The following is a 14,182-nucleotide window of genomic DNA, read 5'->3' on the forward strand; positions in this document are numbered from 1 at the left end:
CAGTCGGCTCCTCATCAGCGGTTGGCCACGGGATAGACGCCCTGCGGACGCCACAAGAGAATGGCCACCATCAACGCGATGTTGGAGAACAGCGCCACCTTGGGCACCAGGAAGCCGGTGTAGTTGGCCATCAGCCCCACCAGCAGCGCACCGATGAGCGCGCCGCCCGTGCTGCCCAGGCCGCCGATGATGATCACGATGAAGATCAGCACGTTGACCTGCGCGCCCATCTGGGGCACCACGTTCTGCTGGTACAGGCCCCACATCACGCCGCCCAGGCCCGCCAGGGCCGAGCCCACCACGAACACGCCAATGAACAGGCGGCGGATGCGGTAGCCCAGGCTTTCGACCATCTCGCGGTCTTGCACACCAGCGCGGATCAGCAGGCCGACCTTGGTGCGCGACAGCGTCCAGGCAAGCACGCCAAACACCAGCAGGCCCACGGCCACCGCCACCAGGCGGTATTTTTCGATGGCCGCATCGCCCACCAGCAGCGAGCCGCGCATGCCTTCGGGCAGCGGCAGCGGGATCTGCTGCGGGCCCCAGATGACCTTGATGAGTTCTTCACCAATGATCATGCCGCCCATGGTGATGAGGATCTGCTTCAAGTGCTGGCCGTACACCGGCCGCACGATGAAGCGCTCAAACGCCAGGCCCACGGCCCCCGCCACCGCCATGGCCACCACCATGGCGGGCAGCACGGCCATCAGGTTGCGCCACAGCTCGGCGCTCTGGGTGTAGTCGCCCATTGCGCCCAGCACGCTGGTGGCCACAAAGGCACCGAGTGCAATGAACACGCCGTGACCGAAGTTCAGCACGTCCATGAGGCCAAACACCAGCGTGAGGCCCGAGGCGATGATGAAGATGATCATGCCCATGGCCAGCCCCGCCACCGTGAGCGTGAGCCAGGTGCTGGGCGAGCCGATGAAGGGCAGCACCAGCAATGCCAGCGCGGGCACCAGGGCCAGGGGTTTCCAGTCGAAGTCGCGAGCCATGCTCATGCCAGGCCTCCTTGTTGGGGGGTAGGGGAATGTGCAATCACTATGCTTTTGATAGCTGCAACCGCTTGATGGACGCGCGCAGACGGTCTGAAAAGCTTGAAACCAAGGGTGACACTCATAGCGCCAGCCCCAGCAGCGAGCGCTGCAGTTCTTCGTCTTGCGCCAGCGCGGCCATGCTGCCCGCATGCACCACCTGGCCGTTGTCCATCACGGCCACGGTGTCGCCCAGCCGCTTGGCAAAGTTGATGTTCTGCTCGACGAGCAGGATGGTCACGCCGCTCTTCTTGAGCTGGTCGAACGCATCGATCATGTTGTTGATGATGGCGGGCGCGAGGCCCTTGCTGGGCTCATCGACGATGAGCAGGTCGCGCGGCTCGACGATGGCGCGGCTCACGGCCACCATCTGCTTTTGGCCGCCGCTGAGCTTGCCTGCGGGGTGGTTCCAGAACTTCTCCACCGCCGGGAAGAGCTTGAAGATCCACTGCAGTCGGGCCTCGTCCATCTGCGCGGCATTGCGCGCGCTGCGGGCGGCCAGCAGCATGTTTTCCTTCACCGTGAGGTCGGCAAAGATGCCCATGTTCTCGGGCACATAGGCGATGTTCAGGCCCGCGATGGCGGGGGTGTTCATCGCCGTGATGTCTTTGCCGCCAAAGTGGATGGAGCCCTGCGACGCATGCCACAGACCCATGATGGTGCGCAGCGTGGTCGTCTTGCCCGCGCCGTTGCGGCCCAGCAGCATGGTGAGCTGGCCCTTGGGCACGGCCAGGTCCACGCCGTGCAGGATGTGGTACGCGCCGATGTGCGTGTGCACGCCCTTGAGTTCGAGCAGGTTGGGGGTGCTTGCGTTGCTGGTGCTCATGCGGCCTCCTTGGTCACACCCAGGTAGGCCTCTTGCACCACGGGCGATGCGATCACCTCGGCCGGTGGGCCATCGGCCACCAGCGTGCCGTTGGTCAGCACGATGATGCGGTCGGCCAGCTCGCGCACCACGTCCATCTTGTGCTCCACCAGCAGGATGATCTTGGTCTTGTCCTTCTTCAGCTCGCGGATCAGGTTCAGGATCACGGGCGCCTCGTCGTGGCTCATGCCGGCCGTGGGCTCGTCGAACATGTAGACCTGCGGCTCCAGCGCCATGAGCAATGCCACTTCCAGCTTGCGCTGGTCGCCGTGTGGCAGGCTGGCCACGGGGGTGTCGGCGCGGTCGGTCATGGCCACGGCCTGCAGGATCACGCGGGCGCGCTGGGTGAGCGCGGTGTGGTCGCTCCAGATGCTCCACAGGTTCAGGCCCCGGCGGTGCTTGCCCTCTTGTGTGGCCTGCACGGCCAGGCGCACGTTTTCGAGCACGCTGAGGTTGGGGAACAGGTTGGTGAGCTGGAACGCCCGGCCCAGGCCCGCGTGGGTGCGTGCCGAGACGGACTGGCCCGTGAGGTCCTGCCCGCCCAGCGTGACGCTGCCACTGGTGGCCTTGAGTTGCCCGGAGATCAAGTTGAAGTAGGTGGTCTTGCCCGCGCCGTTGGGGCCCACGATGGCGGTCAGCGTGCCGGGCTCGAACGAGCAGGTCACGCCGTTGACCGCCACGTGGCCGCCGAAGCGGATGGTCAAGTCCTTGGTGGCCAAGGTGCTCATGGGTGGGGGTTCACTTTCACGGTCTGAGTCAATCGATGGAATGGGTGGGGCGCCCTGCCCTGCGGCAGCGCCCCCGGGCACTTTAAGGACAGGTGCCGATCACGTAGTAGTTGGTGCTGGTCTGCTTCAGGGTTTTGGTCACAAACACATTCCACAGCCCCATGTTCTGGTTGGAGCCCAGCGCATAGGTATAGCCCCCGGCGGCATAGGCGCGCCCGGCCAGCGTGTGTGCATAGTTGCTGGCCGTGGTGCAGGTGGCCGTGCCACCGCCCGCATCCGCCAGTGTGGTGCCCGATGCGGCGGCCGACGTGGCGCCCTCGGCCCCGTTGGCATCGGCGGCGCGCACCGTCCAGCTGTAGGTGGTGGATGCAGCCAGGCCGGTGTCGGTGTAGCTCGTGGCGGTGACAGGCAGCGCGTTGACCTTGTTGGCGTTGCGGTACACGTTGTAGCTGGACGCGCCCGTGACGGCGGCCCAGCCGATGGCCATGCTGCTGGCCGTGGCGCCCGAGGTGCTCACGCCCGTGGGGGCAGGCAGGGCAACAGGATCAGGGGGCGTGGTGCCACCCGTGCCGCTGGAGACGCGGTCCACCATGGCCTTGATGGCCGCCATTTGTGGGCCGGACTTCTTGGAGTAGTTGGCGCTGTCATAGCCCCACCAGTCCCAGCAGCTGTTGGTGGCGGCCAGGCTGGTCTGCGGGTACAGCATCACGATGTTGTTGGTGTCGGCCCAGCGGTTGTAGCCCGTGTTGCGCACGTACTGCTGCTGCACATCGTTCACGTTCTGCTTGCAGCCGTGCAGCACCACATGCAGCTTGCAGGTGGCACTGCCGCCCGCCTGGCAGGCCTGGGGCACATAGGCCCAGCCCGTGGTGGCCATGCCGTGGTTGCTGATGAATTCGCTCTGGTTGAACTCGATGTAGTTGCCGGTGGGCAAGGTGGCGTTGTTGCGCGCGTTCAGCGTGCCGTACAGGTGCTGCAGCATGGCACCGGCCAGGTCGAAGTTGCAGTCGCTGATGTAGGGCGCGCCCTTGGTGGAGCAGCCATTGCCGTAGTCGTCTGTCACCATCGCGTGTTCGGCCGCGATGTCTTTCTTGTAGACCACGTTGGCCGTGGGCACGAAGCTGTTGTAGTAGGTGCGCAGCGCGTCCATGGCACCGGTCTTGACCACACTGTCGAGCGTGCCCGAGAACAGGTAGACCTTGGAGTTTTGCAGGTTGGCCACAGGGTCGATCACGCCCTGGCTGGCCCAGGTGTTGGTGGTGCTCACCAGCGTGCTGGTGGGGATACCCGCGGGGCTGGCCATGCAGCGCCCAGTGGCGTTGACGACCGAGCCTTCAGCGCAATAGAACGGGCCACCAGCGACCACGCCCGCGCCCTTGGCAAACGTGGCCGAATACGCCACGTGCAGCTGCACCGCCATGAAGCCGCCCGAGGACAGGCCCGACACGGTGGTCTGCGTCTTGTCGATCTTGAGTGCTGGCAGGTTGACGGCGGCAAAGGCGCCGCCCGTGCCACACAGTGCCATTGCAGCCCCTGCTGCTGCCGCCCGGATGAAATTGAAAGCCATGTTGTCTTGTCTCCAAATAATTTTTGAGAAAAACCGACCCAGCCCCCGTGTAACCCGGGGGTTCATGCATCAATTCACTGGAAAAAAAGGGGCGGCCGCCCCCGCGAGGATGGATCCCCGCTGGGCTGAACAATCGTCAGCCAGCGGGGCCACGCAAACCGTTTATCGCTTGTTGCGAATCGGAACTTGCATCTCTTCAGGCTTGATCTCGCGCACCAGCTCGGGCACGCCCCAGGCAAAGGCTGGGTCCACCTTGATCTTGAAGTGGTACATGCTCTGCATGGCCTGGTGGTCTTCCTTGCGGAAGGTCATCTTGCCCTTGGGCGTCTCAAAACTCATGCCTTCCATGGTCTTGATGAGCTTGTTGGTGTTGGTGTCGCCATTGGTGGCCTTGAGGGCCGTAACCAGTGCCATGGCCGAGCTGAAACCACCGGCGGTGAAGAAGTCTGGCGGAGTCTTGAACTCCTTGTAGTGCGCGGCCACCAGGGCTTCGTTCACAGGGTTCTTGGGGATGCCGAAGTAGTAGTACGTGGCGCCTTCCATGCCCGGGAAGTTCTTGTACGCAGCCATGGCGGGCAGGATGTTGCCGCCCGTGGCGATCTCGATGCCGTAGCGCTTGAGGTCCAGATCAGCGATCTTGAACGGGTTGCCCGCACCGGCCCAGATGATGAAGATGACCTTGCGGCCGGGCACGTCCTTGAGCTTGTCGATCAGGCGCTGGGCACCGGCGGTGAAGTCGGTGGTGGTGGTGGGCAGGTATTCCTCGTGCACCAGCTTGGCGTTCTTCAGCGCGTCCTTGAAGGCTTTCACGCCGTCGCGACCAAAGGCGTAGTCCTGCGCCAGCGTGGCCACCGTCACGCCGGCCTTGTCGATGGCCACGGCGTTGGAGATTGCGTCCTGGCTGCTGTTGCGGCCGGTGCGGAAGATGTACTTGTTCCACTTGTCGCCAGTGATGGCGTCGGCCACGGCAGGCTCGACCAACAGGATCTTCTTGTATTCCTCAGCCACAGGCAGCAGGGCCAGGGCCACGCCGCTGGAGGTGGGGCCGACGGCGATGTCGGCCTTGTCGTCCGAGTAGGCCGAGGCCAGCAAGCTTTTGCCCAGATCGGGCTTGCCCTGGTCATCCTTCTCGATCACGACGAGCTTCTTGCCATTGACGGTCATGCTGCCGCCGGTGGCGTAGTTCAGGCCCATCATCAGGCCGGTCTGGGTCTGCTTGCCATAGGCTTCCAACGGGCCGGTCTTGCTGTAGACGTGGGCGATGCGGATTTCGCCGGTCTGGGCGAAAGCGGGGGCGGAAAGCGTGGCGGCGGTAACGGCTGCAGTGGCGAGGGTGACCAGAGTGCGACGGTGCATGGCGATGTCTCCTGTTGTGATGCCTGAACATTGCACAGTTTGTGCCAGCTCGCAAGCTATTGATTTGTATGAAACTTCTACTAACACCTCAGAAGCAGTGTCTGAATTTAATGCAATTGATTTGCCTGAATTTCAGACATTTGCCTGAAATTTATTCAGGGTTTTCCAGACGTCCATACAGCGTGGCGCGCGAGATGCCCAGTTGCCGCGCGGTGGCCAGCTTGTTGCCGCCATGGGCTTTCAGCGTGGCGGCGATGGCCTTGCGCTCCAGCTCGGCCACCTGCTCGGCCAGGGGACGCAGGTAGCGGCTTTCGTCCTCGGTGTCAGCCGCGTGGTGGACGGGGTCCTGCACGGGCGCCGGGGCGGCAGGCTCCACACCCGCTTCGCGCAGGATGCGTTCAAGCTGCGCGGCGTCGATGGACTGGCCTTCGCCGCGCATCACCGCCTGCTCCAGCACGTTGCGCAGCTCGCGGATGTTGCCGCGCCAGGGCTGGCCCGCCAGCAGGGCCATCGCATCCGGCAGCAGTTCGGGCGGCGGCGTGCCGTTGCGCAGGGCCAGGTCTTCGCCCAGGGCTTCGACGAGCGCCGGGATGTCGCCGCGCCGCACGCGCAGCGGCGGCACGCGCACGGGCAGCACATGCAGGCGATAGAACAAGTCCTCGCGGAACTTGCCCTCGCGCACCAGGGTCGCCAAATCGCGCGAGGTGGCGGCCAGGATGCGCACGTTGAAAGGCACGAGCTTGTTGCTGCCCAATGGCTCTATTTCGCCCTCTTGCAGCGCGCGCAGCAGCTTGGCCTGCAGGCTTTGCGGCATGTCGCCGATTTCGTCGAGAAACAGCGTGCCGCCATCGGCCAGCTTGAACTTGCCGTCGCGGCCCTTGCGGTCGGCACCGGTGTAAGCGCCCGGCGCCACGCCAAAGAACTCGGCTTCGAGCAGCGTGTCGGGCACGGCGGCGATGTTCACGCTCACGAACGGGCCGCTGGCGCGGCTCGATGCCGCGTGGATGGCGTGGGCCAGCAGCTCCTTGCCAGTGCCGGTTTCGCCCAGCAGCAGCACGGGGCTGGTGGACTGCGCCGCACGCCGTGCCTGGCGCTTGACCTCGGCCGCTGCGGGGCTCGACCCAATGAAACTCGCAAACGTGTATTTGGCGCGCCGCTCGCCGTCGCCTGCCGCCGCCAGGCTGCGGTTGCGCTGGCTGGCCAGCTCACGCCGGGCATCGTCCAGGTCGCGCTGCAGCAGCGCAAACTTGCTGATGAGGGGCTGCAGCGTGGTCTCGGGGTGGTCGAACAACACGATGCCGATGGCGCCGATCACGCGGTCGGCCTCGTCACGCAGCGGGATGCGGCTGACCACAAAGGTGCCCGCCTTGTTGGTGAGCAGGTCGATCAGCACAGGCTGGCCGGTTTCGAGCACACGGCGCATCTGGGTGTTGGGGATCACCTCTTCCACCGTGCGGCCCACAAACTGGTCCACCGACGAGAAACCCAGGTCGGGCAGAAAGCGCTGGTAGCCCTCATTCACCCACACGATGCGCCCGCTGCGGTCCACCAGGAACATGCCCTGGCTGACGCTGGAGAACAGCTGGAACATGGAGCGTGCCGCCAGTTCAAGGATGCCCTGGGCATCCAGCGGCAGTGCGGGGGCGTCGTCAACAAGCAAAGGCATCTGCGGATGGTAGCGCGGCGCTGCTGTCCGGTACCCGCCCACACACACGGGGCAAAGGGAGCGCCCAATGCACGAATTGCTATAAATTCAATAGCTTAAAGGGCAATACCAACGCGCGGTAACGGCCATTTTTTATCAGATTTCAATATCTTCAGGCTGCCCGGACGCTGCAGGCAGGATGGCCGAGGCCATTCGCAGCACCACCATGGGCCGGAGGGCCGCCAGCGCCTGCGCCTCGCGCACGGCCAGGGGCTGGTCCACCAGGATGCAGGGCTTGCCCGTGCGGCGGCAGTGGTCCTGCACACGCCAGTAGTCGTCGTGGCTGATGCAGCCCGTCTGGCAGATCACCAGATCGGCGGCGGCCAGGCTGGCATCCAGGGCCGACGGGTTGCCTTCCCCATACTCCCCACCGCCCTGCCCGGCCTGGGCACGCCGCCCAAAGCCGTCGTCCATGCGCAGTTGTGGCAGCACCGGCTGCACCGGTGCCGTTGGCATGGAGGCCCCAGTGGCCAACAGCGCTGGCTCCTGCACAGAGGGCAGCGCCACCGGTGCCTGCCCCTGCGCCACCTGGCGCCAGCGCAGGCATTCCCGCGACAAGCGGGTGATGCGCTCTGCCAGCAGGCTGATATGCCGCGCCATGGCCTGGCGGCGCGGCAGGCTGGGGTTGGCGGCACGCAGTTGCTCCAGCTCGTCCCGGGCCTGCGCCAGGCGGGTGTCGCGCACGATGACCGCGCCGCGCAAGCGCACCACCTCAGCCGTCAGGGCCTCGATCTGCCGGGCCTGTGCCTGCATGGCGGCGCTGCAGCGCTGCTGCGCATCCCCCAGCTGGCGGCACAGCGCCAGAAACTCCTGCGGAAGTGAGACCATGCACCATCCTTGCAAATAAGAACTATTCGCATTTTATGGTAGAATCGGCCCCCGTTGAGCAAGCCATCCTGGTGGGGAGGGCATCGAAGGGCGTCAGGGCCTTGGGTGTCTGGCTTGTGGCGACATCGTTGCTGACACATAAAAAAACCGCGCTGGAAGGCGCGGTTTTTTTGTTGGAGGCAGGCTCCCAGAGCCTGTTTGCGATCTCGCGGAGGTCAGACCTGCGCCAGTGCCATCTTGCGCGCGGCCCAGCGGCGCAGCAGGCGCGGCACGATCAGCACGGCCAGCACGATCACGATCAGGGTCACCGAGCCGGGACGCTCCAGGAAGATGGTCCACTTGCCTTCGCCAATCGCCACGGCATTGCGCATCTGCGCCTCGGCCAGGGGGCCCAGGATCATTCCCACCACCACCGGGGCGGCCGGGAAGTCGAAGCGGCGCATCACCACACCCAGCAGGCCAATGGCGTACAGCAGCACCAAGTCGAACGCGCTTTGGCGCATGCCATACACACCCAGCGTGGAAAACACCAGAATGCCCGCGTACAGGTACGACTTGGGAATGTTCAGCAGCTTCACCCACAGGCCCACCAGCGGCAGGTTCAGGATCAGCAGCATCACGTTGCCGATGTACATCGACGCGATCAGCGCCCACACCAGTGCACCGTTGGTGTCAAAGAGTTGCGGGCCTGGTTGGATGCCGTAGTTCTGGAACGCGCCCAGCAGGATGGCCGTGGTGTTGGACGTGGGAATGCCCAGCGTGAGCAGCGGGATCAGCGTGGCCGTGATGGCAGCGTTGTTGGCGGCCTCGGGGCCCGCCACGCCTTCGATGGCGCCGGTGGTGCCGAACTCTTCGGGGTTCTTGCTCAGCTTCTTTTCAGCGGCGTAGCTCAGGAAGGTCGGGATCTCGCTGCCGCCCGCAGGCACGGTGCCAAAGGGGAAGCCGATGGCCGTGGCGCGCAGCCAGGCGGGCCAGGAGCGCTTCCACTCTTCCTTGGTCATGTGGGTGCTGGTCAGGCGGTTCTGGGTTTCGTCGGCCTTGCCTTCGTACATCACGTTGTACAGCGCCTCGCCCACGGCAAACAGGCCCACAGCGATCAGCACCACCTCGATGCCATCCATCAGCTCGGGCACGCCGCCGGTGTAGCGGGCCTGGCCCGTGATCTGGTCGATACCGATGAGGCCCATGGCCAAGCCCACAAACAGGGCCACCATGCCGCGCAGCGTGCTCTTGCCCAACACCGCGCTAACGGTGGTGAAGGCCAGCACCATCAGCATGAAGTATTCAGGGGGGCCCAGGCGGATGGCGTATTCGGCCACCAGGGGTGCGCAGAAGGTGACCAGGATGGTGGCGATGGTGCCCGCCACAAACGAGCCGATGGCGGCCGTGGCCAGCGCCGCGCCGGCGCGGCCATGTTTGGCCATCTTGTTGCCCTCCATGGCCGTGACCATGGACCCCGCCTCACCCGGCGTGTTGAGCAGGATGGAGGTGGTGGAGCCGCCGTACATGGCGCCGTAGTAAATGCCGGCAAAGAAGATCATCGAAGCCGTGGCCTCGACCTTCACAGTGATGGGCAGCAACATGGCCACAGCCACGGCCGGGCCGATGCCAGGCAGAACGCCCACGGCGGTGCCGATCATGCAGCCCACAAAGGCCCACATCAGGTTGATGGGTGTTGCCGCAGTGGCAAAACCCTGCATCAAAAGGTTTAAGGTTTCCATGGCGCGCAGGCTTTACAGCCACCCCGTGTTGGTCAGGCCGGGCAGGTTGATGGCCAGCAATTGCGTAAACATCCAGTACACCGGCGCAGCCACTGCGATGCCGATGAAGGAATCCTTGATCCAGGCCTGCAGGCGCAGGTCCAGCTCGCCTTCGGAGCTTTTGAAGCCGCGCACCGACAGCACAAAACACAGCGCGCAGCTCAGGATAAAGCCGAGCGTGGTGATGAGCAGGGCATTGAGCAACAGCCCGGCGGAGACCCAGATGAAGCCCTTCCAGTGGGCCCGCTCGTCGCCCGAGCCGTCTTCCAGTTCGCGGAATCCGCCCGTGAGCGCGTGCACCACACAGAGCACGCCGCAGATCAGCAGCGCAATGCTGACCACCCAGGGGAAGAAGTTGGGGCCCACGCCACCGTAGCCCGCCTCGGAGCTGACCGAGCTGGCCCCCCAGCCCAGGCCCAGCGAGAGCAGCACCAAGCCCGACCCCACCAGGGTCTGCAGGGGCTTGGAGCGCGATGAATGTTGTTGTGTCATGTTTTTTCCTTCGCACCAACCAGCGCGCTGCGCCGCCGCGCCCTTCCTACCGGGCAGGGCGGCAGCACAGCGTCTTGCTCCCGATCAGATCATCCCGGACTTGGCCATCGTGGCGCGCATGCTGGCAAATTCGCTGTCCACGAAGTTGGCAAACTCGTCGCCTGCCATCCATGCAGGGGTCCAGCCGTTTTTCTCCATCGCGTCCTGCCAGGCCTTGTGCTTGTAGGTCTTGGTCAGGGCGTCGATCAGGGCCTTGCGCTGCTCGGGCGTGATGCCGGGGGCGCCATACACGCCGCGCCAGTTGCCGATCTCCACGTTGATGCCCTGCTCCTTGAGCGTGGGCACGTTCACGCCCTTGAGGCGGGTGCCCGAGGTCACGCCCACGGGGCGCATCTTGCCGGCCGTGATGTATTCGGCAAACTCGCTGTAGCCGCTGCCGCCCACGGTGACGTTGCCGCCCAGGATGGCTGCGGTGGCCTCACCGCCCCCACGGAAAGCCACGTAGTTGATCTTGGCAGGGTCCACGCCCACTTCGCGCGCAATCATCGCGGCCGCAATGTGCTCGGTGGAGCCGCGCGAACCGCCGCCCCACTTCACGCTGCCAGGGTCTTTCTTGAGCTGGTCGATCACGTCCTTCATGGTCTTGAAGGGCGAGTTGGCAGGCAGCACGAACACGTTGTATTCGCTGGTCAGGCGCGCCAGCGGCGTGACCTTGTCCAGGCCGACGGGTGGCTTGCCGGTAATGATGCCGCCCAGCATCACGGCGCCCATCACCATCATGGCGTTCGGGTCGCCCTTGCTGGCGTTGACGAACTGCGCCAGGCCAATCGCGCCGGCAGCACCGCCCTTGTTGTCATAGGCCACCGACGATGCGGCACCCGCGTCCTGCATGGCCTTGCCCAGCGCACGGCCGGTGGTGTCCCAGCCTCCGCCCGGGTTGGCAGGAATCATCATCTTGACGGCAGACGCCGTCTGGGCCGAGACGGGCAACACGCCTGCAGCGGCCATGGCGGCCAGTGATTTCAGAAAGGTATCGCGACGCATGGAGTCTCCTGAATGGTTATCGGACTGCCCGATGATGCGCGCGCTGCCTGTCAAACGGCTGTCCTCAGACTCAGGGAAAACACTAGCCTCTGAAGCCCCTCAGCGGCAAGCGCGCGCAGCACGCCCGGGAGTGATATGGTCCCGCGCATGCAATTGCTCCTTGTAGAAGATGACCCCACCATGCAGGCCACCCTGCACCGTGCACTGACGCGCCGGGGCATGGAGGTCACGGCCGTCAGCGACGGGCGCGCCGCCCTCGCCCAGTGGGCCGCCCTGCAGCCCGACGCCATCGTTCTGGACCTGACCCTGCCCGGCCTGGACGGCCTGCAGGTGCTGCAGCAGGCGCGCAACCGGGGCCTGCGCACCCCTGTGCTGATCCTGACAGCGCGCGGCACAGTGGGCGACCGGGTGCTGGGCCTGAACGCTGGCGCCGACGACTACCTGCCCAAGCCCTTTGACCTGGATGAACTGGAGGCCCGCCTGCGTGCCCTGGTGCGTCGCAGCGCCGACCCCACCGTGCCCCCCCTGGCGCCCAGCACCTTGCAGATCGGCGCCATCCGCTACGACAAGGACAGCGGCGCGCTGTACCTGAACGGCGAGGTGATGGAACTCACCCCTCGCGAGCTGGCGCTGATGCACGCACTGCTAGCGCAACCCGGCCACGCCGTGACCAAGGAGCGGCTGTATGAACTGGTGTTCCCCGGTCAGCTGGATGTGCAGTACGAAGCCATCGAGGTGGTGGTGTACCGGCTGCGCAAGAAGCTGGCGGGCACGGGCCTGACACTGATGACGCTGCGCGGCCTGGGCTATCTGCTGCGGGCCGACGCATGAGCCAGGGCCCGACCCGAACCCAGACCCAGAACGTGGCACGCCACCATTCGCTGCGGCGGCGGCTGTTGCTGGGCATTCTGCTGCCGGTGGCACTGTTCATCGGCTTCAACACCTGGAGTCTGTACCACCAGACACTGGCATCGCTGAACACCGCCTACGACCGCACCCTGCTGGCATCGGCCAAGAGCATCAGCGAGCAGCTCGATGTGAAAGGCTTTGACGATGCGGCGCAGTTGCGGGCCATCGTGCCGTACTCGGCGCTCGAAGCCTTCGAGGCCGACAACCAGAGCCAGATGTTCTACCGCGTCTCTACCTTGAAAGGGGGCATGGTGTCGGGCTTTGAAGACTTGCCGGTGTGGCGGGGCAGCATCCCCGACAAGCCCCCCTACGCCGCCCTGGTGGACTTCTACGACGACCGGTTCCGCGACCGCGATGTGCGTGTGGCCGTGCTGCTCCAGCCAGTGGCCAGCTCCGAAGGTCGCACCATGGCCGTGATCCAGGTGGCAGAAACCCTGGAGGTGCGCGAAACCCTGGCCCTGCAGATCCTCCGGAACACGCTGCTGCGCCAAGCGCTGCTGATCGCAGTGATCGCATTCACCGTGGTGCTGGTCGTGCAGCGCGCAACCCAGCCAGTGCGCCAGCTCAGCCAGCAGCTGCAGGCACGGCGCGAGGGCGACCTGAGCCCCATCGCCGCCCCCACGGCCCCGCGCGAACTGCAGCCGCTGGTGGACGCCACCAACGAGGTCATGCAGCGCCTGCGCCACCTGCTCAGGCATCAGAAGCGTTTTGTGCGCGATGCATCGCACCAGTTGCGCACCCCGCTGGCGGTGCTCAAGACCCAGGTGCAATCGGCCCTGCGTGGCGATGTGGAGCCTCGCCAAGCTTTGCACGAGATCAGCGACACCGTGGACCGCGCCACCCAGCTCGCCAACCAGATGCTGGCCCTGGCCAAGGTGGAACAGCTGCGCCAGCAAAGCACCCCGCCCGCCACCCGCTTCGACGACATCCTGCGCGCCGTGGCGCTGGAGATCTCGCCCCTGATCGCCCAGCGCGACCTGGACTTCGGCATTCACACCGAACCCGCGCTGGTGCAGTCCCACGAATGGATGCTGCGTGAACTCAGCCGCAACCTGCTGCACAACGCCGTGCGCCACGCGCCGCCAGGCAGCGAACTCACGGTGGATCTGCGCAGCGACGGACGGCATGTAGCGCTCACGATCAGCGACCATGGCCCAGGCATTGACGACGAGCTGGCGGCCCGGCTGTTCCAGCCCTTCTCGGCAGGCGACGTGCGCACCGGCAGTGGCCTGGGCCTGGCCATCTGCCGCGAAATCGTGCAGGCACTGGAAGGCAGCATCACCCTCAGCAACCGCACAGCGGGCCAGCGGGTCATGGGTCTGGACGCCGTGGTGCGCCTGCCCCTGCCCAGCGCTGCAGCCGCTAGCCCGCCCGAGCCACAGGCGACACAATCTCGCCCATGAACACTCTGGAGACAATGCGGCTGGACAAGTGGCTCTGGTGCGCCCGCTTCTACAAAACCCGCAGCCTGGCCACCGAAGAGATCGGCAAGGGCCGGGTCACCGTCAACGGCCAACTGGCCAAACCCGCGCGCGATTTGCGCTGCGGCGACACCGTGGCCCTGCGCCAGGGCCCCGTGGCGCGGACCGTGCGCGTGCTGGGCCTGAGCGGTGCACGCGGCCCGGCCCCTGTGGCCCAGCTCCTGTACGAAGAAACCCCCGACAGCATCGCCGCCCGCGAAAAAGCCGCCGAGCTGCGCCGCCTGGCCCCCGAGCCCGCCGCCGCGCTGCAGGAAGGCCGCCCCACCAAACGCGACCGGCGCGAGATCGACAAAGTCAACCGACAAGGCAGTGACTGGGGGAACCGGTGGAGCGCTTCGATCGACGAATGAAGGCAAGAGAGGTAGCTGTAGTTTTTTGCCAACCGTACGGAACCCGCCGCGTGTTGACGCTCC

The 14,182-nt window shown here is 65.5% G+C and carries 14 protein-coding genes; 4 read left to right on the plus strand and 10 right to left on the minus strand.

The annotated features are described in order from the left end of the window. Positions 1-14: 14 nt before the first annotated feature. The 5 genes from ACSQ3O_RS18875 to ACSQ3O_RS18895 form a co-directional block, all read right to left on the minus strand. The gene (locus ACSQ3O_RS18875; RefSeq protein ID WP_436140053.1) at positions 15-1,001 is read right to left on the minus strand and encodes a branched-chain amino acid ABC transporter permease; all 987 of its coding nucleotides are present in this window, start codon (positions 999-1,001) and stop codon (positions 15-17) included. Positions 1,002-1,116: 115 nt separating this feature from the next. Beyond that, positions 1,117-1,860: an ABC transporter ATP-binding protein gene (locus ACSQ3O_RS18880; protein WP_436140054.1), complete on the minus strand. Its 744-nt coding sequence runs from the start codon at positions 1,858-1,860 to the stop codon at positions 1,117-1,119. Continuing rightward, positions 1,857-2,627 (minus strand): ABC transporter ATP-binding protein, encoded by a 771-nt coding sequence (locus ACSQ3O_RS18885; protein WP_436140055.1) that lies wholly within the window; start codon positions 2,625-2,627, stop codon positions 1,857-1,859. Before ACSQ3O_RS18885 ends, ACSQ3O_RS18880 begins: the two co-directional genes overlap by 4 nt. An 82-nt stretch (positions 2,628-2,709) precedes the next feature. Continuing rightward, positions 2,710-4,194 (minus strand): extracellular catalytic domain type 2 short-chain-length polyhydroxyalkanoate depolymerase, encoded by a 1,485-nt coding sequence (locus tag ACSQ3O_RS18890; RefSeq protein WP_436140056.1) that lies wholly within the window; start codon positions 4,192-4,194, stop codon positions 2,710-2,712. A gap of 162 nt (positions 4,195-4,356) precedes the next feature. Next, a complete protein-coding gene (locus tag ACSQ3O_RS18895) occupies positions 4,357-5,550 on the minus strand; it encodes a substrate-binding domain-containing protein (RefSeq protein ID WP_137748605.1) in 1,194 nt (397 codons plus the stop codon). Between ACSQ3O_RS18895 and ACSQ3O_RS18900 the strand changes: the two genes are divergently transcribed. Continuing rightward, a complete protein-coding gene (locus ACSQ3O_RS18900; protein WP_436140057.1) occupies positions 5,549-5,698 on the plus strand; it encodes a hypothetical protein in 150 nt (49 codons plus the stop codon). The two genes, ACSQ3O_RS18895 and ACSQ3O_RS18900, sit on opposite strands and share 2 nt — an antisense overlap. Before the next feature lie 3 nt (positions 5,699-5,701). Here the strand turns inward: ACSQ3O_RS18900 and ACSQ3O_RS18905 are convergent, their stop codons facing one another. From ACSQ3O_RS18905 to ACSQ3O_RS18925, 5 genes are all read right to left on the minus strand, one after another. Next, positions 5,702-7,216, minus strand: coding sequence for a sigma-54 interaction domain-containing protein (locus ACSQ3O_RS18905; protein WP_436140058.1), 1,515 nt, complete (start codon positions 7,214-7,216; stop codon positions 5,702-5,704). Between the two features lie 135 nt (positions 7,217-7,351). After that, on the minus strand, positions 7,352-8,083 hold the full coding sequence (locus ACSQ3O_RS18910) for a DUF2325 domain-containing protein (protein WP_436140059.1): 732 nt from the start codon (positions 8,081-8,083) through the stop codon (positions 7,352-7,354). 215 nt (positions 8,084-8,298) lie between these two features. Then, positions 8,299-9,804, minus strand: a complete 1,506-nt coding sequence (locus ACSQ3O_RS18915) for a tripartite tricarboxylate transporter permease (protein WP_436140060.1) — start codon at positions 9,802-9,804, stop codon at positions 8,299-8,301. A 12-nt stretch (positions 9,805-9,816) separates the two neighbouring features. Beyond that, complete coding sequence (locus ACSQ3O_RS18920; protein ID WP_137748609.1) at positions 9,817-10,335, minus strand: tripartite tricarboxylate transporter TctB family protein; 519 nt, start codon at positions 10,333-10,335, stop codon at positions 9,817-9,819. 84 nt (positions 10,336-10,419) lie between these two features. Then, the gene (locus tag ACSQ3O_RS18925; RefSeq protein ID WP_137748610.1) at positions 10,420-11,379 is read right to left on the minus strand and encodes a Bug family tripartite tricarboxylate transporter substrate binding protein; all 960 of its coding nucleotides are present in this window, start codon (positions 11,377-11,379) and stop codon (positions 10,420-10,422) included. Between the two features lie 147 nt (positions 11,380-11,526). Here ACSQ3O_RS18925 and ACSQ3O_RS18930 point away from each other — a divergent pair, with 147 nt between their 5' ends. The 3 genes from ACSQ3O_RS18930 to ACSQ3O_RS18940 are packed head-to-tail and all read left to right on the plus strand — an operon-like array spanning position 11,527 to position 14,119. Continuing rightward, positions 11,527-12,210, plus strand: a complete 684-nt coding sequence (locus ACSQ3O_RS18930) for a response regulator (protein WP_137748611.1) — start codon at positions 11,527-11,529, stop codon at positions 12,208-12,210. Further along, positions 12,207-13,691, plus strand: coding sequence for a sensor histidine kinase (locus ACSQ3O_RS18935; protein ID WP_436140061.1), 1,485 nt, complete (start codon positions 12,207-12,209; stop codon positions 13,689-13,691). The genes ACSQ3O_RS18930 and ACSQ3O_RS18935 overlap by 4 nt, the downstream gene beginning before the upstream one ends. Beyond that, the gene (locus ACSQ3O_RS18940) at positions 13,688-14,119 is read left to right on the plus strand and encodes an RNA-binding S4 domain-containing protein (RefSeq protein ID WP_298454412.1); all 432 of its coding nucleotides are present in this window, start codon (positions 13,688-13,690) and stop codon (positions 14,117-14,119) included. The genes ACSQ3O_RS18935 and ACSQ3O_RS18940 overlap by 4 nt, the downstream gene beginning before the upstream one ends. Positions 14,120-14,182 lie beyond the last annotated feature (63 nt).

This window comes from Acidovorax sp. LjRoot74 (assembly GCF_964254355.1).
Classification (GTDB): domain Bacteria; phylum Pseudomonadota; class Gammaproteobacteria; order Burkholderiales; family Burkholderiaceae_C; genus Acidovorax.

What these genes read in the sequence shown, in the direction of transcription:
- ACSQ3O_RS18875 (WP_436140053.1), bottom strand. Translation starts at nt 1,001, where the DNA reads ATGAGCATGGCTCGCGACTTCGACTGGAAACCCCTGGCCCTGGTGCCC.
- ACSQ3O_RS18880 (WP_436140054.1), bottom strand. Translation starts at nt 1,860, where the DNA reads ATGAGCACCAGCAACGCAAGCACCCCCAACCTGCTCGAACTCAAGGGC.
- ACSQ3O_RS18885 (WP_436140055.1), bottom strand. Translation starts at nt 2,627, where the DNA reads ATGAGCACCTTGGCCACCAAGGACTTGACCATCCGCTTCGGCGGCCAC.
- ACSQ3O_RS18890 (WP_436140056.1), bottom strand. Translation starts at nt 4,194, where the DNA reads ATGGCTTTCAATTTCATCCGGGCGGCAGCAGCAGGGGCTGCAATGGCA.
- ACSQ3O_RS18900 (WP_436140057.1), top strand. Translation starts at nt 5,549, where the DNA reads ATGGCGATGTCTCCTGTTGTGATGCCTGAACATTGCACAGTTTGTGCC.
- ACSQ3O_RS18895 (WP_137748605.1), bottom strand. Translation starts at nt 5,550, where the DNA reads ATGCACCGTCGCACTCTGGTCACCCTCGCCACTGCAGCCGTTACCGCC.
- ACSQ3O_RS18905 (WP_436140058.1), bottom strand. Translation starts at nt 7,216, where the DNA reads ATGCCTTTGCTTGTTGACGACGCCCCCGCACTGCCGCTGGATGCCCAG.
- ACSQ3O_RS18910 (WP_436140059.1), bottom strand. Translation starts at nt 8,083, where the DNA reads ATGGTCTCACTTCCGCAGGAGTTTCTGGCGCTGTGCCGCCAGCTGGGG.
- ACSQ3O_RS18915 (WP_436140060.1), bottom strand. Translation starts at nt 9,804, where the DNA reads ATGGAAACCTTAAACCTTTTGATGCAGGGTTTTGCCACTGCGGCAACA.
- ACSQ3O_RS18920 (WP_137748609.1), bottom strand. Translation starts at nt 10,335, where the DNA reads ATGACACAACAACATTCATCGCGCTCCAAGCCCCTGCAGACCCTGGTG.
- ACSQ3O_RS18925 (WP_137748610.1), bottom strand. Translation starts at nt 11,379, where the DNA reads ATGCGTCGCGATACCTTTCTGAAATCACTGGCCGCCATGGCCGCTGCA.
- ACSQ3O_RS18930 (WP_137748611.1), top strand. Translation starts at nt 11,527, where the DNA reads ATGCAATTGCTCCTTGTAGAAGATGACCCCACCATGCAGGCCACCCTG.
- ACSQ3O_RS18935 (WP_436140061.1), top strand. Translation starts at nt 12,207, where the DNA reads ATGAGCCAGGGCCCGACCCGAACCCAGACCCAGAACGTGGCACGCCAC.
- ACSQ3O_RS18940 (WP_298454412.1), top strand. Translation starts at nt 13,688, where the DNA reads ATGAACACTCTGGAGACAATGCGGCTGGACAAGTGGCTCTGGTGCGCC.